Annotated in this window: 25 protein-coding genes; 19 read left to right on the plus strand and 6 right to left on the minus strand. The window is 43.7% G+C overall.

The window, feature by feature from the left end; all coding sequences use genetic code 11:
• Positions 1–2: 2 nt before the first annotated feature.
• The 5 genes from OCV36_RS05540 to OCV36_RS05560 all read right to left on the minus strand — a co-directional run bounded on the left by OCV36_RS05540 (position 3) and on the right by OCV36_RS05560 (position 5,387).
• The gene (locus OCV36_RS05540) at positions 3–1,508 is read right to left on the minus strand and encodes an inactive transglutaminase family protein (RefSeq protein ID WP_017076443.1); all 1,506 of its coding nucleotides are present in this window, start codon (positions 1,506–1,508) and stop codon (positions 3–5) included.
• Between the two features lie 17 nt (positions 1,509–1,525).
• Positions 1,526–2,266: an ATP-dependent zinc protease family protein gene (locus OCV36_RS05545; RefSeq protein ID WP_029225248.1), complete on the minus strand. Its 741-nt coding sequence runs from the start codon at positions 2,264–2,266 to the stop codon at positions 1,526–1,528.
• Between the two features lie 263 nt (positions 2,267–2,529).
• On the minus strand, positions 2,530–3,501 hold the full coding sequence (cmoB, locus tag OCV36_RS05550; RefSeq protein ID WP_135454596.1) for a tRNA 5-methoxyuridine(34)/uridine 5-oxyacetic acid(34) synthase CmoB: 972 nt from the start codon (positions 3,499–3,501) through the stop codon (positions 2,530–2,532).
• Between the two features lie 112 nt (positions 3,502–3,613).
• Positions 3,614–4,342: a carboxy-S-adenosyl-L-methionine synthase CmoA gene (gene cmoA / locus OCV36_RS05555; RefSeq protein ID WP_017076440.1), complete on the minus strand. Its 729-nt coding sequence runs from the start codon at positions 4,340–4,342 to the stop codon at positions 3,614–3,616.
• 139 nt (positions 4,343–4,481) lie between these two features.
• Positions 4,482–5,387, minus strand: a complete 906-nt coding sequence (locus OCV36_RS05560; RefSeq protein ID WP_210114704.1) for a DUF72 domain-containing protein — start codon at positions 5,385–5,387, stop codon at positions 4,482–4,484.
• A 309-nt stretch (positions 5,388–5,696) separates the two neighbouring features.
• On the opposite strand from OCV36_RS05560, the gene aspS reads away from it, so the two are divergent.
• The 18 genes from aspS (at position 5,697) to OCV36_RS05650 (ending at position 23,575) form a co-directional block, all read left to right on the plus strand.
• On the plus strand, positions 5,697–7,469 hold the full coding sequence (gene aspS / locus OCV36_RS05565; RefSeq protein WP_017076438.1) for an aspartate--tRNA ligase: 1,773 nt from the start codon (positions 5,697–5,699) through the stop codon (positions 7,467–7,469).
• A gap of 127 nt (positions 7,470–7,596) precedes the next feature.
• Positions 7,597–8,118 carry a crossover junction endodeoxyribonuclease RuvC gene (gene ruvC, locus OCV36_RS05570; protein ID WP_017076437.1) on the plus strand — a complete coding sequence of 174 codons (522 nt, stop codon included), beginning with the start codon at positions 7,597–7,599 and terminating at the stop codon, positions 8,116–8,118.
• Positions 8,119–8,328: 210 nt separating this feature from the next.
• Positions 8,329–9,789, plus strand: a complete 1,461-nt coding sequence (locus OCV36_RS05575) for a methyl-accepting chemotaxis protein (protein WP_017076436.1) — start codon at positions 8,329–8,331, stop codon at positions 9,787–9,789.
• A 92-nt stretch (positions 9,790–9,881) separates the two neighbouring features.
• Entirely contained in the window at positions 9,882–10,493 is a 612-nt protein-coding gene (gene ruvA / locus OCV36_RS05580; RefSeq protein ID WP_017076435.1) for a Holliday junction branch migration protein RuvA, read from the plus strand.
• A gap of 103 nt (positions 10,494–10,596) precedes the next feature.
• Positions 10,597–11,613 carry a Holliday junction branch migration DNA helicase RuvB gene (gene ruvB / locus OCV36_RS05585; RefSeq protein ID WP_017076434.1) on the plus strand — a complete coding sequence of 339 codons (1,017 nt, stop codon included), beginning with the start codon at positions 10,597–10,599 and terminating at the stop codon, positions 11,611–11,613.
• A 552-nt stretch (positions 11,614–12,165) separates the two neighbouring features.
• Entirely contained in the window at positions 12,166–13,752 is a 1,587-nt protein-coding gene (gene cydA, locus OCV36_RS05590) for a cytochrome ubiquinol oxidase subunit I (protein WP_029225247.1), read from the plus strand.
• Positions 13,753–13,765: 13 nt separating this feature from the next.
• Positions 13,766–14,902: a cytochrome d ubiquinol oxidase subunit II gene (gene cydB, locus OCV36_RS05595; protein WP_017076432.1), complete on the plus strand. Its 1,137-nt coding sequence runs from the start codon at positions 13,766–13,768 to the stop codon at positions 14,900–14,902.
• Between the two features lie 31 nt (positions 14,903–14,933).
• On the plus strand, positions 14,934–15,041 hold the full coding sequence (gene cydX, locus OCV36_RS05600) for a cytochrome bd-I oxidase subunit CydX (RefSeq protein ID WP_000270284.1): 108 nt from the start codon (positions 14,934–14,936) through the stop codon (positions 15,039–15,041).
• Positions 15,034–15,336 (plus strand): cyd operon protein YbgE, encoded by a 303-nt coding sequence (gene ybgE, locus OCV36_RS05605; protein WP_017076431.1) that lies wholly within the window; start codon positions 15,034–15,036, stop codon positions 15,334–15,336. The genes cydX and ybgE overlap by 8 nt, the downstream gene beginning before the upstream one ends.
• A 156-nt stretch (positions 15,337–15,492) precedes the next feature.
• Positions 15,493–15,948 (plus strand): tol-pal system-associated acyl-CoA thioesterase, encoded by a 456-nt coding sequence (gene ybgC / locus OCV36_RS05610; protein WP_017076430.1) that lies wholly within the window; start codon positions 15,493–15,495, stop codon positions 15,946–15,948.
• Positions 15,938–16,621 carry a protein TolQ gene (gene tolQ, locus OCV36_RS05615; RefSeq protein WP_017076429.1) on the plus strand — a complete coding sequence of 228 codons (684 nt, stop codon included), beginning with the start codon at positions 15,938–15,940 and terminating at the stop codon, positions 16,619–16,621. The genes ybgC and tolQ overlap by 11 nt, the downstream gene beginning before the upstream one ends.
• Before the next feature lie 3 nt (positions 16,622–16,624).
• On the plus strand, positions 16,625–17,068 hold the full coding sequence (gene tolR / locus OCV36_RS05620) for a protein TolR (RefSeq protein WP_017076428.1): 444 nt from the start codon (positions 16,625–16,627) through the stop codon (positions 17,066–17,068).
• 13 nt (positions 17,069–17,081) lie between these two features.
• On the plus strand, positions 17,082–18,149 hold the full coding sequence (gene tolA / locus OCV36_RS05625) for a cell envelope integrity protein TolA (protein WP_017076427.1): 1,068 nt from the start codon (positions 17,082–17,084) through the stop codon (positions 18,147–18,149).
• 12 nt (positions 18,150–18,161) lie between these two features.
• A complete protein-coding gene (tolB, locus tag OCV36_RS05630) occupies positions 18,162–19,514 on the plus strand; it encodes a Tol-Pal system beta propeller repeat protein TolB (protein ID WP_135454601.1) in 1,353 nt (450 codons plus the stop codon).
• A 112-nt stretch (positions 19,515–19,626) separates the two neighbouring features.
• Complete coding sequence (pal, locus tag OCV36_RS05635; protein WP_010437916.1) at positions 19,627–20,169, plus strand: peptidoglycan-associated lipoprotein Pal; 543 nt, start codon at positions 19,627–19,629, stop codon at positions 20,167–20,169.
• Positions 20,170–20,202: 33 nt separating this feature from the next.
• Positions 20,203–20,985: a tol-pal system protein YbgF gene (gene ybgF / locus OCV36_RS05640; protein ID WP_029225246.1), complete on the plus strand. Its 783-nt coding sequence runs from the start codon at positions 20,203–20,205 to the stop codon at positions 20,983–20,985.
• A gap of 322 nt (positions 20,986–21,307) precedes the next feature.
• Positions 21,308–22,369: a quinolinate synthase NadA gene (gene nadA, locus OCV36_RS05645; protein WP_135454603.1), complete on the plus strand. Its 1,062-nt coding sequence runs from the start codon at positions 21,308–21,310 to the stop codon at positions 22,367–22,369.
• Positions 22,370–22,543: 174 nt separating this feature from the next.
• A complete protein-coding gene (locus OCV36_RS05650; RefSeq protein ID WP_135454605.1) occupies positions 22,544–23,575 on the plus strand; it encodes a potassium channel protein in 1,032 nt (343 codons plus the stop codon).
• Positions 23,576–23,644: 69 nt separating this feature from the next.
• Here OCV36_RS05650 and OCV36_RS05655 read toward each other — a convergent pair whose 3' ends face one another.
• On the minus strand, positions 23,645–24,214 hold the full coding sequence (locus tag OCV36_RS05655; protein ID WP_017076421.1) for a UPF0149 family protein: 570 nt from the start codon (positions 24,212–24,214) through the stop codon (positions 23,645–23,647).
• A 138-nt stretch (positions 24,215–24,352) separates the two neighbouring features.
• Here OCV36_RS05655 and OCV36_RS05660 point away from each other — a divergent pair, with 138 nt between their 5' ends.
• On the plus strand, positions 24,353–26,884 hold the full coding sequence (locus OCV36_RS05660) for an ATP-binding protein (protein WP_449364388.1): 2,532 nt from the start codon (positions 24,353–24,355) through the stop codon (positions 26,882–26,884).
• Positions 26,885–26,923 lie beyond the last annotated feature (39 nt).

Genomic DNA, 26,923 nt, shown 5'->3' on the forward strand with positions numbered 1-26,923 from the left:
ACTTAGTCCTCCGCTAGCGGTTTAAAGCGACGAAGCTCGGTTAGACGGTAGCCCGTGTAGTTACCTAGTAGCAAGATGGTCGCTAGAATAACAAGCTGCAAACCAATAAAGTTGAACGTCAAGTGCTGAATGAACGGGTTAGTCATGCCTAAGTAAACAAGAACCGCGGTAAATAGAGAGCCACCACCTTGTAGTACTACTTCTTTCGCGCCTTCTTCTTCCCAAAGGATAGACATACGTTCGATAGTCCAAGACAAGATAATCATTGGGAAGAACGTAATCGATAGACCTTCTGTTAGTCCGATTTTAAATGCGACGACAGTAAATATCGAGATAATCATAATTACCGTAATGATTACGGCGGATATCCTGGCAACTAACAAGAGGTTGAGTTTGGACAAGTAACTTCGTATTACAAGACCAGTACCGACAATTAGTAGGAAGCCAACAATGCCTGTAACCAACTGAGTTTGAACGAATGCTACAGCAATCAGAACGGGCATGAACGTACCAGAAGTCTTAAGACCTATGATGACACGCAAGAACACAACGATAAGCGCACCTATTGGAATCAGCATGATGGTTTTAAACATCGCTTGTTCTTCTAACGGTAGGCTGTGGATCGATAGGTTCAATAGTTGATCGGCAGATACTTTGCTGTTGGTTGCTTCTGTTGGCGAGATTTCTTGAGCAATCATAGAGAAGTGAACTTTACTGTTCTGGCCGCCCACAACATCTAATAGCGAGACATTTGACTCGTCCCAGATGAGTAGGTTTGGTTGAACTTGTTGCTCGCTAGATTCAGGAGAGAAGAGAACCCACTGGTTATTATCCCAAATTTGGTTCATGTGCTGGATTGATTGGCGACGACGTCCGTCTTCCAATTCAATAACACCGACAACCTTGTTGTGGATTTTAGCTGCAGAAAGTAGCTTGTGTGTCGCCTCCACTTTGGTCATGTTATTCAAAATCAGCGCTGAGTTTTGGCTGTCTGGATCGTTAAGCGTTTTGATTAATTCACGAGTAAAGGTGATGTTGTCTGCTGAGCGCTTGGTTGCTCTGTCTATCAAAGCAAGGGCCGCGGCTTCTTCAGGACCGTCAAAGCTTGGTTGAGTGACATCACCGTCTGGAGGCGTCGCGGTCACGTTCGCTTGGCTATCTACTAAGAATTGTGTCTTGTAGTAGATAGTCTGCGGGCCATCTGCATGACGAATGGACCATTCTGCTCGGCGACCTGAATCTGTATTCAAGTATGAAATGCCGTAGCCTGGTGATGAAGCTGACTCACTAATAAGTGTAAAATTAGACTGCGTGTGAGGTGCGGCTAGTGAAACTTTTGCTTCTTTACCCGCTGCATTGAATTCGATACGAGCTTCAATGTCCCAAACTTGATTAGTTTCCCCTGGAGTCCAGGGTACACCGTAGGTGGTATGTCTGAACATACTGAGTGTTATTCCTGCCACGATGAGCAGGAAAATTGAGATATAAAATGGAATTCTTGACGTCATAGCTTACCCTACTATTGTTATTTAACTTCCGTTTGTACGTACTTTTTACTTACATCTACTAGCGCTATGTCTTTGATAAATTCGCGCCCTAGTAATACAGGGTGACTCATTTGAGAGCGATCCGCCAATGTAAATTGCGCTTTTTCATGGATTTTTCCAACTTTAACCCATAATTCGATCACAGCTCGACGTTCTGCTTTGTCATTCGTTGACTGACGGATTTTTACATACCGTACAACTGGCGCTTCAATCCATTTTTGGTCTTCTACGGCTTGCGCTTTATCGTCTAGATGGAACTTAATCCAGTTCTTTCCGTTGCGTTCGAATTCTTTGATATCGACAGCATTCAAAGAAGAGGTGGTAGCACCCGTATCAACACGAGCATCAAAGCTTTGTTTAATCGAATCGATAGATACTTTTTCGATTCCGCCAAGAATGGTTGGTTGTGATGTAGGAGCGATAGGTGCCGCTGCAACTGCAACAGGCTCCTCTTCTTCTAACTCTTCAATAACTTTGTGTTCCATGTTTGTTAGATGAACATCTAATTGACTAGATAGGGTCGTGATTTCATCTTCTAAGCTTTCAATATAATCACTTTGATTACTTAGTTGCAGTTCAAGATTTTGAACCTTATTTGCGATGTTTGTCTCTGAGCGGGAAATAGCATCGAGAGTTTCTTGGTGGTAGGAAGCACCGTTAGTAAGGGTGCAACCAGAGAGCAAACCAACCGCCACAATTGGCGATAATCGCTTAAACATAAAAAAACCTTTGAGAATTAGAGAATAGTTCAGACTATTTAAGAGTTTAGCCCACAAAAAAGGATGCGTGAAGCACCCTATTGTAAGAGTCTGGTCATATTGAATCGCAATGTGAGCGCTGCGCCAATTGTTGCTATTGGAAATAGCTCACTTATTAAACATAAGTCAATTTATGTGCAATTTATGCTCTTTGAAGTCAGAGTGCGCTACGAAGCAAACTAAAAGGTTTCCTCGAGCAAACTATGATTCTTTTATTGTCTAGTTTATGGCTTTGTTGCCACTAGAACAGCACGTCTTGGTGCTGGGTGACCTTCAACTGTTTTACTTGGATCATTAGGGTCTAAATAATCTGGTAGAGAGTTGTGTGTCATCCATTCTGTTGTGCGTTGTTCGCCAACTGTCGTAACATTTTCGTCAACGATACGTACGTCTTCAAAGCCAACCTGTTCAAGCCAGCGTTTTAGCGCGCGAGCAGAAGGGAAGAAGTAGACATTTCTCATTTGTGCGTAACGATCAACTGGAACCAGCACCGCGTTTTCGTCACCTTCAATCACTAGGGTTTCAAGGACCAACTCACCACCAGATGCTAATTGGTCTTTCAGTTGAATCAAGTGATCAAGCGGTGAACGACGGTGATACAACACACCCATGCTAAATACAGTGTCGTAAGCTTCCAGCTTTGGCAGTTGCTCAATACCCATAGGTAAAAGATGGGCACGTTGGTCATCGCCCAATAATTTACGAATTGCTTCGAATTGAACAAGGAAAAGGTGAGAAGGATCGATACCAACCGTTAGGCGTGCACCTTCACCCAGCATGCGCCACATGTGGTAACCATTGCCGCAACCCACATCGAGTACTGAACGGTTTTTCAGTGGAGAAATATGTGGAAGCACACGATCCCATTTCCAGTCGCTGCGCCATTCTGTATCGATATGAATATCATGAACAGTGTAAGGGCCTTTTCTCCAAGGGTGGAAAGTCTTCAATAAGCTTTCTAACTTTTTAAGTTCACCCGTGTGAAACGGTGTGCTGCTGCCAATCGTGACTGAATTTTTTAGGTCAACTTGGTCTGGTACACCTTGTGGGATTTTGTTCAGCGCACGTAACCAACGGTCGAAGTCACCGTGCTCTGCATTTTGCCAATCCGTCAGTTGTTGAGGTAGAACATTGAGCCACGGCTGAAGGCGAGTGTCTTGGGCAATAAGTTGATAAAAATTAGCAAAATTAAACATGGATAATATTAACCGTTGTGGAATTCATAATGTGTGTGATGTCTATCATCACAACACCGAAAATTAGTGACTAAAGCCCGACAGTATCGTCTTTAGAACATTGTGTGGTGATCTACTTAATTGCGAACATCGAACCGAAGTTGAAACATTGGAACCACACTTCGCTGCTAGAAAAGCCGATTTCTTGGAAACGCTCTTTATGGACCTTGATCGAGTCTGGGCGCATAACGTTTTCAATTGCGCTACGTTTTTGGCTAACTTCTAGCTCGCTGTATCCGTTAGCTCGTTTGAAATCATGGTGAAGGTCAATCAGCAGTTCATTTGAGCTCTCGTCTTCGAAAACGTACTTCTCAGATAAGATTAAGATCCCACCAGGGCGTAGGCCTGAGTGAATTTTTTGTAACAATGCTAAGCGGTCATCTGGAGACAAAAACTGTAAAGTGAAATTCAATACCACAACCGATGCGTCTTTGATTTCGATTTCACGAATATCCGCTTCAATCACTTCAACAGGAGTGTCACTGCGATAAGCATTTACATGTAATTTGCAGCGTTCAACCATCGCTTCTGAATTATCGACAGCAAAAATCGTGCAACCTTCTTGTTTAATATGACGACGCATTGAGAGCGTAGCTGCGCCAAGAGAGCAGCCTAGGTCATAGATATTTGAATGCGGTTTAACGAAGCGCTCAGCCAACATGCCGATCGCAGAGATGATATTGCTGTAGCCAGGCACCGAGCGTTGAATCATATCCGGAAATACTTCAGCGACTCTTGCGTCAAAGGTGAAGTCTCCAATTTTATCAATAGGAGCGGAAAAGATATTGTCTGTGTTGCTCATGGCATTTTCTCTCGACAGTCAGCGTAATTGGCACAGATTTCGTACCAAATAAAAGGGGACGTATTTTACGTAAAAAAAGCGCGTCTGTCACGAAAACTGAGATTACTCTCAATGATTGATTGTATATAGAGGAAAGGGATTAAAACATCGAGATTTGATGGTTGCCTTTCTGAGCTGGAAATTGAGCAAGATCGGGCAATAATAATGACGTGCTTTCAGTGACTTGCTTTTGTAGCTGCTGATAGATAGCGACTGCAAGTTCGGGGGAGTGATTATTGTCTGGGGTGTGGATCATCAAATAAGGTTGTTTACCTTCAGCAAGCCAGTTCGGGATTTTGGCAAACCAAGGTTTAAAGAATTCGATGTTAGGCTTTTGGTCAGGGTGGCCAATAAAGCGAATCATTGGATTATTGGCGGTCGCAATAGCATGAACGGGAACGCGCGGCTTTTTCTGATGCGCATCGATCACCGCTTCAGTGGTTGGTGGTGCGGAGAAAACTGGGCGACTATCCATAATAATACGATTAATGCCTTCTTCAACGAGCCATTGATTGAAGCGTTTTTCGGCGTCGCTTTTGTCAAAGAAACCAAGATGACGAACTTCAACACCAAGCTGCATGTCTTTCGGGAATAATGTACAAAATTTTTGTAGGGCAGGGAGCATGCTTGGTTCAAAGCTGTGTGGTAGTTGAATCGTCCACTGGCCAATGCGATCGTGCAGTGGCGACATGGTCATTAGAAACTCTTTGAGTTCGGCTTGGCAGTGCCTGAGTTGCTGCTGGTGGGTGATGAATTTAGGCAGTTTGAAGGTAAATTTGAAATCATCATGACTCGCTGCTTTCCAGTTGTGAACGGTTGACATACTAGGCGTGGCATAGAACGTCGTATTCCCTTCAACCGTATGAAAAACTTGGGTGTACTTTTCTAGGCGCTCAGCCGGTTTCGTCCCTTTACCATAGAACTGACTTTGCCACTCAGAATGAGACCACATGGTTAATCCAAGTCTTAGAGGTAAAGTTGCCATCGTTATCTCACCGTTAGTCATCACGCTATTTATCTTCGCGTCGTTAGTCATTACAAAAAGTTTTAGTTGAAGCGCAAATCTACTGTACGAGACTTTTGCCGATTAAGGTACTTTCGAGATATAATTCTGCCAATTTTTTCGGTTTTGATGAATCTTTGCGCACTTGATGGGCTAAAAAGCAGCAAAGCCAGATAAAACACAATATATTCGATCGCGGAAGGTCGATTTTAAATGAGTTTCCGCGTATAAATGTTTCTTTGCTTTGTAGGTTAGGTATGACCACCTGCAGCTTCGAAATTAGTAAATTATTAAGAGATTGGGAAATTCATTATGCGTACCCATTACTGTGGTAACCTGAACAAGTCCCTGGCGGGACAAACTGTAGAATTGTGCGGCTGGGTAAATCGTCGCCGTGATTTAGGCGGTCTTATCTTTATTGATATGCGTGACCGTGAAGGCGTAGTTCAGGTTGTTGTCGATCCAGATATGAAAGATATCTTTGAAATCGCTAGCCAACTGCGTAATGAATTCTGCATCAAGTTTACGGGTGAAGTACGTGTTCGTCCTGACAGCCAAGTAAACAAAGACATGTCGACAGGTGAAGTTGAACTTTACGCGACAGGCCTAGAAATCATCAACCGTTCAGAAGCGCTTCCATTAGATTTCAACCAAACGAACTCTGAAGAGCAGCGTCTTAAATACCGTTACATCGATCTTCGTCGTCCAGAAATGAGTGACCGCATCAAACTTCGTGCACGAGCTTCTAGCTTCGTTCGCCGTTTCCTTGATGAGAACCTATTCCTAGATATCGAAACGCCAGTACTAACTAAAGCAACGCCAGAAGGTGCTCGTGATTACCTAGTGCCAAGCCGCGTTCACAAGGGTAGCTTCTACGCACTTCCTCAATCTCCTCAGCTGTTCAAGCAACTGCTGATGATGTCTGGTTTTGACCGTTACTACCAAATCGTTAAATGTTTCCGTGATGAAGATTTACGTGCTGACCGTCAGCCTGAATTTACTCAAATCGATATCGAAACATCATTCCTATCTTCTCAAGAAGTTCGTGGTATCACTGAGAAACTTGTTCACGATATGTGGAAAGAGCTTCTAGATGTTGAACTGGGTCAATTCCCAGTAATGCCTTTCTCTGAAGCGATTCGTCGTTTTGGTTCTGATAAGCCAGATCTACGTAACCCACTAGAGCTAGTTGATGTTGCTGACCTACTGAAAGACGTAGAGTTTAAAGTATTCTCTGGTCCTGCGAACGACGAGAAAGGTCGCGTAGCAGTAATCCGTGTTCCGGGTGGCGCTAAGCTAACTCGTAAGCAAATCGATGGTTACGCAGAGCACGTAGGTATCTACGGCGCGAAAGGTCTTGCTTGGATGAAGGTTAACGACCGTGCTGCAGGCATGGAAGGTATCCAATCTCCAGTCGCTAAGTTCCTAAACGAAGATGTGATTAACGGCATTCTTGAGCGTACTCAAGCTGAATCTGGCGACATCATTCTATTTGGTGCAGATAAAGCGAACATTGTTTCTGAAGCAATGGGCGCACTTCGTATCAAACTAGGTGATGACTTAGAGCTAACAGATAAGAAAGCTTGGGCTCCACTTTGGGTTATTGATTTCCCAATGTTTGAAGAAGATGGTGAAGGCAACCTACACGCTATGCACCACCCATTCACATCGCCTCTAGGTATGAATGCAGAAGAGCTAAAAGCAAACCCAGCAGCAGCTAATTCTGATGCATACGACATGGTAATCAACGGCTACGAAGTAGGCGGTGGTTCTGTACGTATTCATAACGCAGAAATGCAAACAGCGGTATTTGGTATCCTAGGTATCGAAGCACAAGAGCAACAAGAGAAGTTCGGCTTCCTACTTGAAGCGCTTAAGTACGGAACTCCACCACACGCAGGTTTAGCGTTCGGTCTTGACCGTCTAGCAATGCTTCTTTGTGGTACAGAGAACATCCGTGACGTTATCGCATTCCCGAAAACAACGGCTGCAGCATGTCTACTAACAGACGCGCCAAGCCTAGCAAATCCAGCATCGCTGGAAGAGCTAGCAATCGCAGTTAAATTAGCGAAGAAAGAAGGCTAATCAAACGATTAAGCTAAACTTTCGATAGAACAACGAAATGCCCGTTAATTTAACGGGCATTTTTTTTATCGTCAGATATACTAAGCCAATGAACAAAAGCATGTATAAATAATCAGTATTTGAAGTTATGTCTATTATATTAGGGATCGATCCTGGCTCACGCATTACCGGTTATGGCGTTATTCGTCAAAACGGCCGTCATCTGTATTACTTAGGTAGTGGTTGTATCCGCATGTCAGAAAAAGAACTGCCAGGTCGACTTAAGCAGATCTATGCAGGTGTGAGCGAAATCATTACTCAGTTTCAGCCAGATGTATTCGCGATAGAGCAGGTCTTTATGGCGAAGAATGCTGATTCTGCACTTAAGCTCGGACAAGCTCGTGGTAGCGCGATTGTGGCGGCGGTTAACGCTGATCTACCAGTGCATGAGTACGCCGCTCGTCTAATCAAGCAAGCCGTAACAGGTAATGGCGGTGCCGATAAGTTAATGGTTCAGAACATGGTGATGAGCATGCTTAAATTACCTGCCAAACCACAGGCTGATGCCGCCGATGCTCTAGGCGTAGCAATCACTCACGCTAACACCAATAAAACGCTGATCGCACTTGCTGGCAAAGCAACAGGTGCGAAAAAAGGCCGTTACCGTTAATCCATTCTAAGTCATTGTTGGGCTCTTTATTCTTAAGAGCCTAACCTTCTAATTCCTTCTACTGCAAAACAATCAACACACCATAATCACAGTTAAATCCTTGATGAAATGAGATCTTTCGAACAGATCTTTGATAAGAATATTGCGTCCTATTTAACATGTTATTAACATTGGTCGGAGGTCTTACAAGTTAATCAAGGATGATCACTGATGAACCCTATAAAGCTGTGGCGCGCGTTGTTTCTACCCAATCGTACCAAATGGAGTAACAACGAAGTCAGGCAAGCCGATATCTTATTACTCTTCACTTTTATCGCATTCTTCGTAGGTGTGTATAGCTTCTTAAAATGGACAAAGCACGAAGAGCCGTTGCTTGTTGTTACTTCCGTATTTCTTATCGTATTTGAACTGATCTCGGCGCTTCTATTACGCATCACGAGTAAGCCTAGCCTTGCATTGAATTTTGGTTTTGTTGGTATGGCGGTACACGCACTTAATATCATCTATCAAAGCGGTGGTGTTGTTGCTTCAACTCAAGCTTACTGGGTACCTTTGCTGGTGGTTGCTTTCTTTTTATCTGGGACTCGAATTGTCGCCTTGGTGTGGAGTGGGTTGGTTATCGGTGTTTCGCTGGTGATGACTTCAGCTCACCTTAAAGGGTTTGAGTTTCCGCAGTTAGTGCTCACTCCGGAAGCCGTAGTCGTTGAAACATGGTCTGGTGTGATTATGCCGCTCGTTGTTATTTGTATTGCTCAAGCTTTTACGGCTAAGCAAAAAGAGGTGGCGATAGAAATGGCAGAGGATGCAATTTCAGAAAGCCAGCAGATAGCGAATCAAGCGACCCAGAGTGAGGGACAACTCTCAATTGTACTTGACCAAGCTAACTCGAACTCTGAAAGCCTACAGGACGTTTCGGTGCATTTGGATCAGCAGTCACAAGACTTGCATGCTCAAGTCGAAGTGTTGAATATCAATTGTGAATCTCAGGCGAGTGCCGCCGAGCAGATGAGCCAACAGCTTCACCAAATGACCCAAGGAATAGAAGAATCAAACTCATTTGTGGGAGAACTGAAAGATCGCAGTGAAGCGGTAGGAACGAAAGCGCAAAAGAGCTCTGAGTCATTAGAAGCTTCGACCAGTGCAATCAGTCAAATTATTCAAAGCAATCAAGAGATAATGAAAGTTGCTGATCTTATTACTTCCGTAGCCGAACAAACCAATTTATTGGCACTCAACGCCGCGATAGAAGCCGCTCGCGCAGGCGAACAGGGAAGAGGGTTTGCTGTGGTGGCTGATCAAGTGAGAGAGCTGTCTGCGAAAAGTAGTCATTCAGCGATAGAGATTCGAACCTTGCTGGACCGCAGTAAAGAGGAAGTTGAACATGGCAGAAACATTATTGAAATCACGGCTAATGAAATGAACGACATCATATCGGAGGTTCAAACTATCTCGACCGATGTCAATCAACTGACCGATATTATGGCGATGCAAATGGGCTCTCTAAAAGAACTCGACCTGGCGAGTTCAGAGGTCGCACAAAGCGTTGCAGAAACCAAATCCGTGTCGGGTTTAGTCGCGAATTATGGCTCTGAACTCACTGGTCATGTTACCTCGGTGAAAGAATTGGTCGAAAGCTTGAACAGCGTGGTTTCACAAGCGAAGCAAGCTTAAATAAATCGCCTTAATAAACACAAAGAACTGGATAAGCATCCAGTTCTTTTATACTCTGTCCCTCAAATTAAATTCCATCGAGAGAGTGAATTGTGATCGGACGTCTACGCGGTACATTAATAGAAAAACAGCCACCAGAATTATTAATCGAAGTGAGTGGTGTTGGTTATGAAGTACAAATGCCAATGAGCTGTTTTTATGAATTACCGAACGTGGGCGAAGAAGCAATTATCTACACTCATTTTGTGGTTCGTGAAGATGCGCAACTACTTTATGGTTTTAATACTGTTAAAGAGCGTGCCTTGTTCCGTGAAGTGATCAAAGCGAATGGTGTTGGCCCTAAACTTGGCCTTGGTATTCTTTCGGGAATGACAGCAAGTCAATTCGTTCAAAGTGTTGAGCGCGAAGATATTTCGACACTTGTTAAACTTCCGGGCGTTGGTAAGAAAACCGCCGAACGTCTTGTCGTTGAAATGAAAGATCGCCTGAAAGGGTGGGGTGCTGGTGATTTGTTTACTCCAGCAACTGATGCAGCACCAATGGACTCGATGCCAACCGTGCATGACGCTGAAGAAGAAGCGGTAAGTGCTCTACTTGCATTGGGTTATAAGCCGACTCAAGCTTCTAAGGTTGTCGCTCAAGTGGCCAAAGATGGCATGACGAGCGAACAGCTGATTCGCGAAGCACTGAAGTCGATGGTTTAATACCTTATATACTTGTTCTAGAAAATAGACTCATTCACTTTGCCTTTACACAGAGTCAAGAAGCGCAGAGTCAGTAAGAGCAGAGTTAGGAATAACAGAATTTATGATTGAAGCCGATCGCCTGATTGCACCGGATAACCCAGTATTCAAAGATGAAGATGTCATTGATCGTGCAATTCGCCCTAAAGCACTTTCCGACTATCAAGGTCAGGATCACGTTCGTAACCAGATGGAGATTTTCATTCAAGCAGCGCAAATGCGAAATGAAGCTCTGGATCACCTGTTGATTTTTGGCCCTCCGGGCTTAGGTAAAACCACGCTTGCGAACATTGTTGCCAATGAAATGGATGTGAGCATCCGTACCACTTCGGGACCGGTATTGGAGAAGGCGGGCGATTTAGCGGCGCTATTAACCAACCTTGAAGAAAATGATGTGCTTTTCATTGATGAAATCCACCGTTTGAGCCCTGTGGTTGAAGAGGTGCTTTATCCTGCGATGGAAGACTACCAATTGGACATCATGATTGGTGAAGGTCCAGCAGCGCGCTCTATTAAAATCGATTTACCTCCGTTTACGTTGATCGGCGCGACAACACGTGCTGGGTCGCTAACTTCTCCATTACGTGACCGTTTTGGGATAACTCAACGTCTCGAGTATTACAAAGTAGAAGACCTTCAAAATATCGTTCAGCGCAGTGCAGATTGTCTTGGGCTTTCACTGGAGTCGGAAGGGGCGTTAGAAATTGCTCGCCGAGCACGCGGTACACCGCGTATTGCTAACCGATTGCTGCGTCGTGTCCGTGACTACGCGGAAGTAAAGGGTGATGGACATATCTGTCCTGATGTCGCTGACAAAGCACTCAACATGCTGGATGTCGACGCGAAAGGTTTTGACTATATGGATAGAAAACTTCTGCTCGCGATTATGGAGAAGTTTGGCGGTGGTCCTGTGGGTATCGACAACATGGCAGCAGCAATTGGTGAAGAGAAAGACACCATTGAAGACGTATTGGAACCCTACTTAATCCAACAAGGTTATCTGCAAAGAACCCCACGAGGCCGAATTGCTACCGACAGAGCGTATTTACACTTCGGAATAGATAAACCTTCTAATCGTTAAATTATTCATTTTTAAAGATCCCAGTTGCATAAGCGCTGGGATTTTTTGGTTTTTATTGAATAACAACTCTTTGAGCGAGTCGATAAAAAGTCTGAATATCAGGATTCAAAAATGGAAACTTTGATTTCGAGTTTGATTTAGGTAACAAAAAATGAAATAAGTTGTCATATGTTTTGTTAATACTTTATAGGTAGTTGTAGTTTGTATGTTGAAACGGTGCTGAGCTTTTGTCACAGATATCATGCGCTGTTATTAACAGAGGCCAAATTGGTGTGATTTTAATCATGATTGTTCAAAAATAACTCTAATTTGCTGGAATAAAATTGATACAAATCAACGCAAGGTTCTCCTATAAACCTTTTGAAACATACTGATTTTACCAGTAATATTAGCGCCAGCTATATTAGCTCATGCTTAACAATAATCTAACTATAACGGTACGTTTTTGCTACAAATTTCAATTTGTAATAACAATTACACAAATTGTTTTAACATGGATTTTTGCGGTGATTAATCACACAAGTGTCTTTCAGCCGACACAAAGGAGTTACCATGATTGATGTTGTTGATCTGTCGCGATTGCAGTTTGCATTCACAGCGATGTATCACTTCCTATTTGTTCCACTGACTTTAGGTATGGCATTTCTACTTGCCATTATGGAGTCAGTCTATGTAATGACTGGCAAGCAAATTTACAAGGACATGACCAAGTTCTGGGGTAAATTGTTTGGTATTAACTTTGCTCTTGGTGTAGCGACAGGCTTAACCATGGAGTTTCAGTTTGGTACTAACTGGTCTTACTATTCTCACTATGTTGGCGACATCTTTGGTGCACCGCTGGCTATCGAAGCGCTTGTTGCATTCTTCCTAGAGTCTACTTTTGTTGGTCTTTTCTTCTTCGGTTGGGACAGATTGTCAAAGCGTCAACACTTAGCGGTAACGTGGTTAGTAGCACTTGGTTCTAACTTCTCTGCGCTTTGGATCTTGGTAGCAAACGGCTGGATGCAAAACCCAGTAGGTGCAGAATTTAACTTTGAAACTATGCGTATGGAAATGGTGAGCTTCGCTGAAGTTGTACTAAACCCAGTAGCACAGGTTAAATTCGTACACACAGTGGCGTCTGGTTACACTACGGGTGCAATGTTCATCCTTGGTATCAGCTCATACTACATTCTTAAAGGTCGTGACCTTGCCTTTGCTCGTCGTTCTTTTGCGATTGCAGCATCTTTCGGCATGGCAGCGATCCTGTCAGTTATCGTGCTAGGTGATGAATCTGGTTACGAGCTTGGTGAAGTTCAAAAAGTGAAGCTAGCTGCTGTTGAAGCGGAGTGGCACACGGAAGAGGCACCAGCCGCATTTACTGTTTTTGGTATTCCAAACCAAGAAACAATGAATACTGACTACGCAATTAAAATTCCTTACGTAATGGGTATCATCGCAACACGATCTCTTGATACGGAAGTAACGGGCCTGCGTGACCTACGTGATGACCACGTTGATCGTATCCGCACGGGTATGTACGCATATGAGTTGCTTGAAAAACTACGTTCAGGCGACAAATCTGAAGAAAACATTGCAGCTTTCGATGAAGTAAAAGGTGACCTAGGTTACGGCTTGCTCCTTAAGCGCTACACAGACGACGTTGTTGATGCAACAGAAGACCAAATCCAGATGGCTGCGGATGATTCAATCCCAACAGTTTGGCCTCTGTTCTGGTCATTCCGTCTGATGGTTGCTTGTGGCTTCATTATGCTGTTTGTATTCGGTGCGGCGTTTGTTCAAACATGTCGTCAGAAGATCGAACAGAAACCATGGGTACTTAAAGCGGCGCTATTCTCAATTCCACTACCATGGATTGCGATTGAAGCGGGTTGGTTCGTTGCTGAGTTTGGTCGTCAACCATGGGCGGTTGGTGAAATTCTACCGGTTAACGTTGCAGCATCAGCACTAACTATTGGTCAGCTTTGGACTTCTCTATTCGCAATTCTGGCACTGTACACAGTGTTCCTGATTGCTGAAGTTTACCTAATGCTGAAATTCGCACGTAAAGGTCCAAGTAGCTTAAAGACAGGCCGTTACCACTTTGAACAAAACGATAACTCTGTTGAAGACAAAGTTAGCCGTTCAGTCGAAGTATAAGTGAGGGAATATTATGTTTGATTACGAAAGCTTACGACTTATTTGGTGGGTGTTGATCGGTGTTCTACTGGTTGGTTTCGCCGTAACTGATGGCTTCGATATGGGTGTTGCAGCCCTTTCACCGGTTATTGGTAAGAGCGACACTGAACGTCGTATTATGCTCAATACTATTGCCCCTCACTGGGATGGCAACCAAGTTTGGCTAATTACGGCTGGTGGTGCATTGTTTGCTGCATGGCCTTTGGTTTACGCGACGTCTTTCTCTGGTTTTTACTTCGCAATGTACGCGACGCTAGCAGCGCTTTGGTTACGACCACTCGCTCTTGATTACCGTTCTAAGATTGAAGATCCAAAATGGCGTAAAACTTGGGACTACGCACTTTGCTTTAGTGGCACCGTACCGCCAATCATTTTCGGTGTGGCATTTGGTAACCTATTACAGGGTGTACCCTTTGACCTGAACGAATTTATGATGTCTAAATACCATGGTACGTTCTTCGCTCTGCTAAACCCATTTGCATTGCTTTGTGGTGTGTTGGCCCTGATGTTGTTCGTTATGCAAGGTGCAACATGGCTTCAAATGAAGACAACAGAAGAGCTGCACAGCCGCGCTCGTAACGTCGCTCAGATCGCTGGCTTAATTGCTATTGCTCTGTTTGTTATTGGTGGCTTCTGGGTTCAATCTATCGAAGGCTATGTCATCACGAGTACTATCGATACGTTTGCTGACTCAAACCCACTAAACAAAGAAGTATCACTTCAAGTTGGTGCTTGGATGACAAACTTCGAAACGTACCCAGCAATGTGGGCTGCGCCGATTCTTGGTGTAGCAATGCCACTGCTTGCAGTGATTGCATCTCGCTTTGAGCGTGGTGGTTTCGCATTCTTGTTCTCAAGCCTATCTAACGCTGGTGTTATTTTAACGGCTGGTTTTGCAATGTTCCCATTCGTAATGCCATCAAGCCTGAACCCTGACCATAGTTTGACTATGTGGGATTCAACAGCAAGTGAGCTAACGCTTGGTCTTATGACTGGAGTTGCGGCGGTAATGGTGCCTGTGATTCTTGGCTACACAACTTGGACATACTACAAAATGTTCGGTCGTCTAGATAAGAAACACATCGAAGATAACGACGTTTCAGCTTACTAAGCTAGAAGTTAAATAACTTAGGAGAAATTTTATGTGGTATTTCGCATGGATTTTGGGTGTACTTCTAGCATGTGCATTCGGCATCATCAATGCTCTTTGGCTTGAGCATTCAGAAATGATGGACAAAGACAGTGAGTAATCTCGCGGAGCAAGTTGCTAAGCTGCATCAACCAATGGATAAGACTCTGTTAAGAGTTTTATCCCTGATATTGGGTTTCATGCATGTTGGTTTAGTAATGTGGGATCCTGAAGCGTATGCGACAAGCATCGGTGGCTTTAATGCGATCATCGGGCCAATGTTTATATGGGCGGTTTGCTCAAGCATGGTTTATGGTATCGGATTTAAGCCGAGAGCTTGGATGTGGCAACTACTGTTTAGCCCATACGTTTCACTCACAATTTTGCTCTACCTGACAGCGCTACGCCTTATCTAAATAGGGCAGTGGATTAGGTTTATAACAAAGTAAACTTAGGTAGTTGTTGGGTTTTTAGTCAAAGAGAGGTCATCTTAAACAGATGGCCTTTTTTTTCGTCTCTTAACTCAAAAAATTCACTGTCATATACTATTAATGATAATGAGTTAGGTTATAGTGAGATCTTTATCGTTTTGGGATTGTGGTATTAATTTGCAGGGATTATCTAAGCCGTTTACATGGCCAGTAACCGTATATTACGAAGACACCGATGCTGGTGGGGTTGTGTACCATTCTAACTATCTCAAGTTTTTTGAACGCGCTCGAACTGAGATGCTGCGTTCAATTGGCGTTTCTCAACAAGTATTGTTAGAACAAAATATCGGTTTTGTAGTCCGACATATGGACATTGATTTTATTCAAGGCGCACGCCTTGATGATTCTTTACAAGTCATTACAAATATTTACGAATTGAAGCGAGCTACCTTGGTCTTCTGTCAAGAGATCGTAAATCCTGATGGCAAAGCATTGTGTAAAGCAATGGTTAAGGTAGCATGTATCGACAATCAAAAAATGAAACCAAAGGCAATGCCAACATTTATTCTTACGGAGCTAACGAATAGTGACTGCTGAAATCTCAATCTTAGGCCTAATTTTAGAAGCCAGTTTACTGGTTAAAATGGTCATGCTGGTTCTTATGGGCATGTCTGTTGCTTCTTGGGCAATGATCATAAAAAGAAGTAAAGTGTTATCTCAAGCTTCGAAACAAACTGAAGTGTTTGAAGATAAATTCTGGTCTGGCGTTGATCTCGCTAAATTGTATCAAGAGAGCAATAAACGCAAAGACGAGCTTTCTGGTACTGAAGAAATTTTCTACGCAGGCTTTACTGAGTTTGCTCGCCTACGTAAATCAAACGCGACGTCTCCAGACTTCATTATGGAAGGTACTGGCCGTGCAATGCGCGTTGCGGTTGCCCGTGAAGTTGATGAGCTAGAAACCAACTTGCCTTTCTTAGCAACAGTCGGCTCTATCAGCCCATATATCGGCCTATTTGGTACCGTTTGGGGCATCATGCATTCGTTCATCGCATTAGGTGAAGTTAAGCAGGCGACGCTAGCAATGGTAGCTCCCGGTATCGCAGAAGCACTGATCGCAACCGCTATGGGTCTATTTGCAGCGATTCCAGCTGTTATGGCTTACAACCGCTTTAGCAGTAGAGTGGGTAAACTAGAACACAATTACGCGACTTTCTCTGAAGAGTTTCACAGTATTCTTCACCGTCAAGCGATGGCTGGCAGGGAATAATAGATGGCTGGATACCAACCTAAAAAACGCAAAATGACGGCAGAGATTAACGTTGTACCTTACATCGACGTTATGCTGGTTTTGCTGATTATTTTTATGGTGACCTCACCATTCGTTACGCAAGGCGTTGATGTTGAATTACCAAAAGCTTCAACGGCTCAATCTGCTCAAGATCTGTTGGGTGACGAGAACGCCAGCTTTATTATTGTTGAAGTTAACAAAGACGGTGAGCTTGGCCTAAGCGTTAATAACGAAGACGTACAGCGCGGTTTGTCACTTGAAGACATTATTGTTCGAGTGAAAGCCGAGTTGTCTCTGAAGCCTAATTCTCCAGTGGCGGTCGGCGGTGATGCCGCAACGCCTTACGCTGAAGTGGTTTTATTACTTGATGAATTAAGCCGTGCAGGTGTGCCAAAGGTTGGCCTTTTAACGGATATAAGGGAATAGCTCCGTAGCATTCATGAAAGCGAATAATAAAAAATCCAATAATTCTAAAACGCCGCTTCTAATTTCAATCGGGCTGCATGTCATTCTATTCGTTGCTCTTATTTGGGGAGCAGATTTTACTATGTCAGAACCTAAGCCAACAGGGCGGATGGTTCAGGCAGTCGTAATTGATCCTCAACTGGTTCGTCAGCAAGCTCAGCAGATTCGTCAACAAAGAGAAGCTGCGGGTAAGAAAGAGCAAGAACGGTTAGACAAATTACGCCGTGAAAGCGAGCGACTTGAAAAGAATCGCAAAGCCGAAGAAGAAAACATTCGTAAGCTAAAAGAACAGCAAGCAAAAGAGGCCAAAGCGACCCGTGAAGCTGAAAAGCGTCGAGTAGAGAAAGAGAAACAACGTAAAGTTGAAGAGACGCGCTTAAAGCAAGAGCAACAGAAAGCGGCTAAAGCCGAAGCGGATCGTAAACTTAAAGAAGCAGCGCTTGTTAAGGTTGAAAAAGAACGTAAAGCCAAAGAAGCGGCTGTCGCCAAAGCTGAACAAGAACGCGTGGCAAAAGAAAAAGCCGCGAAAGAAGCAGCAGAAAAAGCTCGTAAAGAAAAAGAAGCCGCTGAACGTGCTGAAAAGCAACGTATAGCGAAAGAGAAAGAAGCTGCCGCAGCGGCTGAGAAAGCCCGTAAGGCCAAAGAGGCCGCCGCGAGAGCAGAGAAAGAACGCAAGCAACAAGAAGCTGCATTGAATGATATCTTTGCAGGGCTTGAGACTGAGTCGACTCAAAACTCTTCGGCTAAACAACAATTTATTAGTGATGAAGCACAGCGTTATGGTGCTATCTATACTCAGCTTATTCAACAAAACTTATTGTTAGAAGACAGCTTTAGAGGCCGCTCATGCCGAGTGAACCTTAAACTTATTCCAACGGGTTCGAATGCGATTTTGGGTAGCTTGAGTATTTTGGATGGCGATAGCCGCTTGTGTGCAGCAACCAAGCGCGCGGTGGCGCAGGTGCAATCTTATCCGTTGCCTAAAGACCCAGACATTGTGAAATCACTGAAAGACATTAACTTAACTGTATCACCAGAGTAAAAGGACGAACTTGTGTTAAAAAAACTATTACTGAGTTTTGTTTTTGTAATAGCGACAAGCAGCCAGTTTGCACATGCAGCACTGGAGCTGGTTATTACAGACGGTATAAACTCTGCTAGACCGATTGCTATTGTTCCTTTCCGTTGGGAAGGTGCAGAACCATTACCACATGACGTATCAGCGGTTATTGCTTCTGATTTACAGCGTAGTGGTAAATTCAGCCCAGTTGCGACCAGCAAAATGCCTCAAACGCCTTACAGCGAAGCTGAGGTGGATTTTGATGCTTGGACGAATCTAGGTGTTGATTCATTGCTAACCGGTAGTATCACTAAGAATGCTGAAGGGCAATATGTAGTGAACTACCAGTTGATCGACATTGTTCGTGGTCAGCTAACCAAAGGGCAAAGCCGTGCGTTAAGTGATGAAGGACAGCTCGTGCTTTCTAAAGATCACGTTCTGTTTAACAAAAAGGCCACGGTTCCTGGTAAACGCTTAAGAGAATATGCACACCGTATTTCTGATTTAGTTTATGAAGAGCTAACTGGTGAAAAAGGTGCGTTCTTAACTCGTATTTCTTATGTGGTAGTAAACGACAAAGACAAATACCCATACCAGCTTCGTGTGGCTGACTATGACGGCTTTAATGAGCGTTTAGTACTGCGTTCTAAACAGCCTTTGATGTCGCCAGCATGGTCTCCAGACGGTAAGAAGCTTGCTTATGTGAGTTTCCAAAACGGACAAGCTGAAATATTCATTATGAATATTTACACGGGTGAACGTGAGAAGGTGACGTCATACCCTCGTCATAATGGTGCACCAAGATTTTCGCCAGATGGCAAAACATTGGCATTGGTATTGTCGAAAACAGGCAGCCTTCAAGTGTACACGCTTGACCTAGCAAGTCGTAAGCTGACTCAAATTACTCTCGGCCGCTCAAATAATACAGAACCATTCTGGTACCCAGATGGCAAGTCTCTTATTTTTACCTCGGATCGTGGTGGTAAACCCCAGATTTATAATGTAAATTTGTCCAATAATTCGACTTCTCGCATTACTTGGCAAGGTAGCCAAAACCTAGGTGGTCAGATTACTCCTGACGGACGATTCCTGATTATGGTCAATCGTAGTAACTCAGGTTTTAACTTGGCTAAACAGGACTTGGAAACGGGCGCAGTTCAAGTATTAACAAAAACATTGTTAGATGAATCTCCAAGTATTGCGCCGAATGGAGGTATGGTTATCTATAGCTCTATTTACAATAAAACAAACGTATTATCGATGGTTTCTATCGATGGCCGTTTTAAAGCTAGATTACCGGCAACCAACGGACGCGTAAGAGCGCCGGCATGGTCACCGTTTCTCTAGTAAAAGTCACATATTCTATTAGCTATTGATAGTGTTAACTATTGTGGCATTTAACTATCTATAGCACTTAGTCGGCTGTAGAAACTAAGTTTGATAACGTAAGGAAAAAAAGATGCAACTTAACAAAGTTCTTAAAGGCTTGATGATTGCACTACCAGTGATGGCAGTAACGGCATGTAGCTCAACTGATGAAGCAACATCTGCAACATCTGGTACTGAAAGCAACCAAACAACTTCAGGTACAGAAGGCAACGTAGACACAACTGTTGTAACGCCAATTGACGCTAACGGTCAACTGTCTGAGCAAGAGCTTAAAGAGCAAGCGCTACGTGAAACTCAAACAATCTACTTCGCATTCGATAACTCAACTATCGCTGGCGACTACGAAGAAATGCTAGCAGCTCACGCAGCTTACCTAGTTAAGAACGTTGACATGAACGTTACTATCGAAGGTCACGCTGATGAGCGCGGTACTCCTGAGTACAACATCGCACTTGGTGAGCGTCGTGCACAAGCTGTAGCGAAATACCTACAAGCTCTAGGTGTTCAAGCAGACCAAATCTCTATCGTAAGCTACGGTGAAGAGAAGCCACTTCTTCTAGGTCAATCTGAAGATGTGTACGCTAAAAACCGTCGCGCAGTACTAGTTTACTAATTTTAGTAGACTATATAATTGAGGAATTGCCTCATGTTCAGTAACACAAAGCGAGTCATTTTGCTTTCGTTACTGGCAAGTGCAGCGAACACTACGTTCGCTGCACCAGCCCCAGTATCCGATCTCAATAGCACCGCAACCAATTCATCATCTTCCTCTCGATCAGCATCTAACGAATCAGATATTGAGCGTTTAGAGCGCTTGCTTCAAAATCGCAACCTCGTTCAGCTTCAAATGCAGCAGCAAATCGACGACATGTCACTGGAGATCAGTGAACTTCGTGGTGAGCTAGAGCGAAACAGTTACGATATGAAGCAAATGTTAGAGCGTCAACGTGAACTGTTTATTGAACTGGATCGCGTTAGAGGTGAGGTGAAAGCGTCAGGTAAAACGGCTGTAGCCGCGACTGCGAGCGCAGGCGCTAAAGATGCTTCAGGCACATTTAGTACCGACGTTGATGAGCAAACCGCTTATCAAAATGCTGTAGATATGATTCTAAAGCAACGAGACTATACGGGTGCTATTGCAGCATTCCAAAAGTTTCAAAAAGACTTCCCAGATTCTACCTTCACACCTAACTCTCATTACTGGTTAGGTCAGCTTTACTTTGCTAAGAAGCAAGATGAAGAAGCCGTGAAGAGTTTTGCCGCTGTTGTATCATACAAAGATTCAAATAAGCGAGCAGATGCCCTGGTTAAGCTTGGTGACATAGCAACGCGTAACAACAACGTGGCGCAAGCTAAGAAATATTACCAACAAGTCGTGACCGAGTACCCAAACAGTGCTTCGGCAAAAGTGGCTAAAACTCACTTATAAAACAAAATAGGGGTACTCTGGTACCTCTTTTTTATACCCGTTGCATTTTATTATTTACTTATTGGCTGTTCGTACTTATTAGTAGGACTGACTGATAGCGGCTCATTGGTTGCTGAGTTAGCTGTTGGTTATTTACTCGTGGTTAGATGCTTTCGTCAGCTATTAGATATCTAATACCTCTCCTTGTGATAGCAACGTAACGACTTATTTATGCTTTTTAAGTATTAGTGAGTAACCGTTTGCAACTAATCCTTTTTGATCCCAATCGCTGTCCTGTGTAGAATACTCGGATTCTCGGAAGAAGTTGCGTAGAGCAAGAGCAATGAGTCATATACTAGATAAAATCGATACAGTTTACCCGTTTCCGCCTAAGCCCGTTCCTTTGAGCGACGCTCAGAAACAGGCCCACATCGCGAACATCAAAACACTACTTCAAGAAAAAGATGCAGTTCTAATTGCACACTACTACACAGATCCTGAAATTCAGGCTCTTGCAGAAGAAACTGGTGGTTTCGTTGGCGATTCTTTAGAAATGGCTAAGTTTGGTAACCGTCATTCAGCAAGCACGCTGATCATCGCTGGTGTTCGTTTTATGGGAGAATCTGCAAAGATTCTGACTCCTGAAAAACGAATCTTAATGCCAACGTTGGAAGCGGAGTGTTCACTTGACCTTGGCTGTCCGGCTGACAAATTTACAGAATTTTGTGATGCACACCCTGACCACACCGTGGTTGTTTACGCAAACACCTCTGCGGCTGTTAAAGCTCGTGCAGACTGGGTGGTTACGTCGAGTATCGCTTTAGAAATCGTTGAAAGCCTAGACGCTGAAGGCAAACCAATCATTTGGGGGCCAGACCGTCACTTAGGTTCTTACATCGCAAACCAAACTGGCGCTGACATGTTGCTTTGGCAAGGTGAGTGTATCGTTCATGACGAGTTTTCAGCTGATGCTCTGAAGAAAATGAAATCGGTATACCCAGAAGCGGCCATTCTAGTTCACCCAGAATCACCAGCAAGCGTTGTTGAACTGGCTGATGCTGTTGGTTCAACAAGCCAACTAATCAAAAAAGCGAAAGAGCTGCCGCATCCACAAATGATTGTCGCGACAGACAAAGGTATCTTCTTCAAGATGCAACAATTGGTTCCTGAAAAAGAGCTAATTGAAGCGCCAACCGCTGGTGCAGGTGCAACTTGTCGTAGCTGCGCACACTGTCCTTGGATGGCTATGAACGGGCTTGAAGCGATTGAAAATGCACTTGAGCACGGTGGTAAACAGCATGAGATCTTCGTTTCTGATGAACTGCGAGCTAAGTCTCTGATCCCGTTAAACCGCATGCTTGATTTTGCTGAACAGCTAAACATACAAGTGAAAGGCAACGCTTAGTCGTGGCTTTATAAGTTACAGATAAAAACCAGCATACAGTGCTGGTTTTTTTGTATCTGAATATAGGGCGATAATATCGATTTTGCGTTTATGTATCTTTTTCTGATGATACATCTTGTTGATATCGTGTATTTTTTCTAGCATGTACGTAAGAGACAATAATTAGAGGCTCCAATGATAATTTGGTTACAACTCAAACGTTGGTTCAAAGCGAATATCTTCGTTCTGAATGGCAAGAACTTATTGTTTACATTCTTAGGCTACGTTTTTCTATCGTGGTCAACGTTGTATATGGCGGGCGAGACGGGCTTAACAAGCTCGTTTACCACGTTCGCCTACTATTTAGTCGTGACAGCTTCAACGGTTGGTTATGGTGATTTATCCCCGACGACTGAAGCGGGTCGATGGATTGTGATTTTGTTTATTATTCCGGGTGGACTCAGCCTTTTCGCGGCGTTACTCGGTAAAGTCGCCACAGAAGGTGTTGAATATTGGCGAGCCGGCTTGTTAGGGAAAAGGAGAGTGAGAGTGGACAACCACATTTTGATGCTTGGGTGGAATGAGCAGCGCACCATACATCTAATCCGCATGTTGCAACATGAAGAAACGGGTAAACGACCAATTGTGTTGTGTACTCGTTCTGATATTGAAAATCCGTTACCTGGTGAAATCAACTTCGTTAAAGTCAACAGTTACACTGATGGCAAAGAGATGGAAAAAACCGGCATCGAGTCAGCAAGTTGTATTTTGATTGATAACCCGGAAGACGACATCACATTATCTGCGGCACTTTACTGTGCGAATCGAAACCCTAAAGCTCATCTACTCGTTTACTTTAAAGATGAAGCTTTGAGTGACCTTCTACATAAACATTGCCCAAATTCTGAATGTATTCCAGCCGTTGGCGCTGAAATGCTGGCTAAGGCCGCGGTTGATCCGGGATCAAGTGCGTTGCATCAAGAGCTATTAAGCTCAACAAGGGGCATGACGCAGTATTCTACCTATTATCCTGCAGATGCCGAGCCAGTAACCGTCGCGCCGATCTTTGCTGCGTTTAAAGAGAAGTATCAAGCAACGCTGATAGCGATAGATTCCGGCCGTGGGATTGAACTTAACCCAGAACTGGATCAAGTGATCAGTAGCGGTACTAAGTTGTTTTATATTGCAGATGAAAGAATTGATGACTTCGACTGGAAAGGTTTTTAGAACGTGTATTTAATTTCAAACTAAAAAAGGCCTCGTTGGGAGGCCTTTTTGCTATCCAATTAGTCGATATTATTGAGCTTCAGCCAATGCGATACCGCGCTGAGTTAACCCGCAAAGCATGACAGGAACTGCGTTAAATATCTCTTCAAATTGCTCTAGGCCTTCAATACCTTGCTCCGCAAGCGTTGCAATTGAAGTTTCTGGATCGTACAGCATGCTTAGTGACAGTAGTACGCCGCCGACTAGCGCGTTGTCTTCGCTATCTTCAGGCATCAGAGTTTCCCAATCGTCACGGGCAATCTGCCAGCCTTGAAGTAAGCCTTCACAGAAATCTCGAGCCGCAGTGTTCACTACTTCTGCATCATCCAATTGGCAAGCTTCAGGCCAAACCCAAGTACCTTCGATTAGCTCAGGACGTGTTCTATTCCAAAGCGTGATGATAACTTCAATGTAGCTTTCAAGTTGTTCACCATCCGTAAATGGAGCGACTTCTTCGCCACCCCAAAGGAACGGTAGCCACTCATGCGGTGTTAACACATTAGGGGCGGCTGCCATTGCCGTGACAAATCCCATGGTTTTGTGTTCTGTGATTAGCTTTCCTTCCAACTCTGGAAGCGCAAGAATATCTTGTAAGGTCAAAGTGAGGTACCGTAAAAGGGAACATATTTGCGCTTATAGTACCAATGAACTTGTGCCAATCAAGCTTCAATCTAAAAAGGCTTGATGTCATTGGTGATAAACACTAGGTTTAATAGAAAAGAAAACAACAAAAAAATTATGCAGATACGGTCATCTTTAAAGAAAAAAAGCATGGTAGCGCTTGGATTATACCTTGCGATGTTTATTGCGATTGTCGGTAGTGTGACGTATTACGTCGTAGAATCCCCTGTGCGCGCCAAATTACAACAAAACCTCGACTTGCGTACGCAACTTTTATCTGCCTTGATTACAGAGCCACTCAGCAGCTCTCGAGGCTTTGTTGATAGCTTGGTTGGCTTTGCTCAAGCACATCGCAATGGTGATGATGTTATTCCGCTATTTAAATCGATGTTGGCGGCGAGTGATGACACGATCGTCAGCGCGGGTATTTGGCCAGAACCTTACGTGTTGGATTCTAAGAAGCTGCTTAACAGCTACTTTTTCAACAAAGCCGACGATGGCAAGATTGACCAGTTGTTTTCTTATAACAACCCTAAAAACGTCCCTTATCATCAAGAGTATTGGTACACCTCTGTCATTAACAAAGATCAAGGAACCATTTCGTGGAGTGATGTGTATATCGATCCATACACTCATGTTCGAATGATCACAGCCTCATCACCTTATTATTATGATGGTACCTTTGCTGGCGTTGCGACGGTAGATCTCTCTCTTGAGGAGTTATTAGGCTTTATTAAGAACCATGCGGAAGAGTATGACCTTGGTATTACGTTAAGAGATAAACTTAACCAAGTATTGGTTTCCCACAATTTCAATCTTGTTGAAGGGATTTACATCAGCAATAACCAGTTTGGTGAGTTCGGTTGGCAAGTGGATGTCGTCAATTCAAAATTACTGGTATCAGATGAGGTATTTCGTCAGGTAATGAGTATTGAAGGCGGTATTGTGCCTCTGTTGTTATTGTGTGTAATGGCAGGTTATTACTTGTTGAACCGCTATTTAATTAGCCCTATCACAACCATTGCAGCCAAAGTCGATGGTTCTAAAGCGGGTGAGATCATTGATGTTGACTACTCAAGTCAAGATGAAATCGGTCATTTGATTAAAACCTTCAACGAAAAGACCATCTACCTTGAAGCTGAAAAGGTTAAAGCTCAAGCATCAACCAATGCTAAAACTGCTTTCCTTGCAACTCTGTCACATGAAATTCGAACTCCAATGAATGGTGTATTGGGAACCGCTCAGATCCTATTAAAAACCCCTTTAAATACAGAGCAAGAGAAACACCTTAAGAGCCTGTATGAGTCTGGCGATCACATGATGACTTTGCTCAATGAGATCTTGGATTTCTCAAAGATTGAACAAGGTCGATTGGATCTCGATGAAACTCGTTTCCCGCTTGATTCCATCATTGGCAGTATCAACAGCGTTTACTTCACATTGTCTTCCGAAAAGGGGCTTCAATTTAAGGTGTACTCTGAGGTGCCTTCTGGCCGTTGGTACTTCTCGGACAAAGCTCGCCTGCGCCAAATCTTGTTTAATCTACTGAACAACGCCGTGAAGTTCACTTACAGAGGCTTTGTTGAGGTATACCTGAAAGAAATTGTAGAAGGGAACGACACCTACCTCAGTATTCGAGTTCGTGATACTGGCATTGGTATCTCTAAAGAAGCCCAAAAGCGTATTTTCAAGCCTTTTGAACAAGCCGAGTCGTCGACCACAAGACGCTTTGGCGGTACTGGCCTTGGCTTGGCGATTGTGAAGAAAATTGCTCAGCTCATGGATGGCAGTATTACTGTTACCAGTGAAGAGGGCATAGGTACAAGCTTCGATGTTCGATTGAAGATTCAACCTTGTCAGCCTGGAGAGATTGAGAGCTTGCCACATAAGAAGTTGGATTATTCTGGCTTGAAAGTGCTGATTGTAGAAGATAACCGAACCAATACCGTCATCATTGAGACCTTCATGAGCAGCAAAGGGTTCACCTGTAAAAGCGTCGAAAATGGTGAGCTTGCCATACAAGCCGTCGTCGCTGAGCATTTTGATTTGGTGTTGATGGATAACCATATGCCTGTGATGGACGGCGTTGAATCAACAACAGCGATTCGTTCCTTAATTGGCGATGTGTCATCAGTTTTGATATTTGGTTGTACTGCTGATGTATTTAAAGAGACACGCGAGCGTATGCTCGGTGCTGGTGTGGATTACATTATTGCTAAACCGATTGATGAACGTGAGCTCGACGACGCTTTATTCCGTTACTCGAACAAGCTTTACCAATTTCATGACGATGAAAGCCATGAGGATGCGATAAGTGATGAATTTCGTCATAAAACAGTAAGTAGTAATATAAACCTACAGAACACACATCCACACGGGCAGAAGAGTCAAAGTCGTTCGCTACCTAAACCCGACCTGCGAAATAAAGACAACACTGAAGAGCTACTAGTAACGCTGTATGTGGCGCTAGAAGATAATAACCTTGAGCTGATTCAGTTTGCCTTGGAAACCCTACGTGCTCATATTGTCCCGATGAACAATGCTGAACTTACATCTCAAGTTGATAAAGCCCTAGAACAAGTTTCTCTTGGGGCGCCTCCTACCCAGGGTGTCATTAACATTATTACTGTTAACTTACCTATGGCCTAAGTGTTGTTTAATTACAGAAAGTAAACAACGAATTGGCCA

Source organism: Vibrio echinoideorum, assembly GCF_024347455.1.
Taxonomy (GTDB): Bacteria; Pseudomonadota; Gammaproteobacteria; order Enterobacterales; family Vibrionaceae; genus Vibrio; species Vibrio echinoideorum.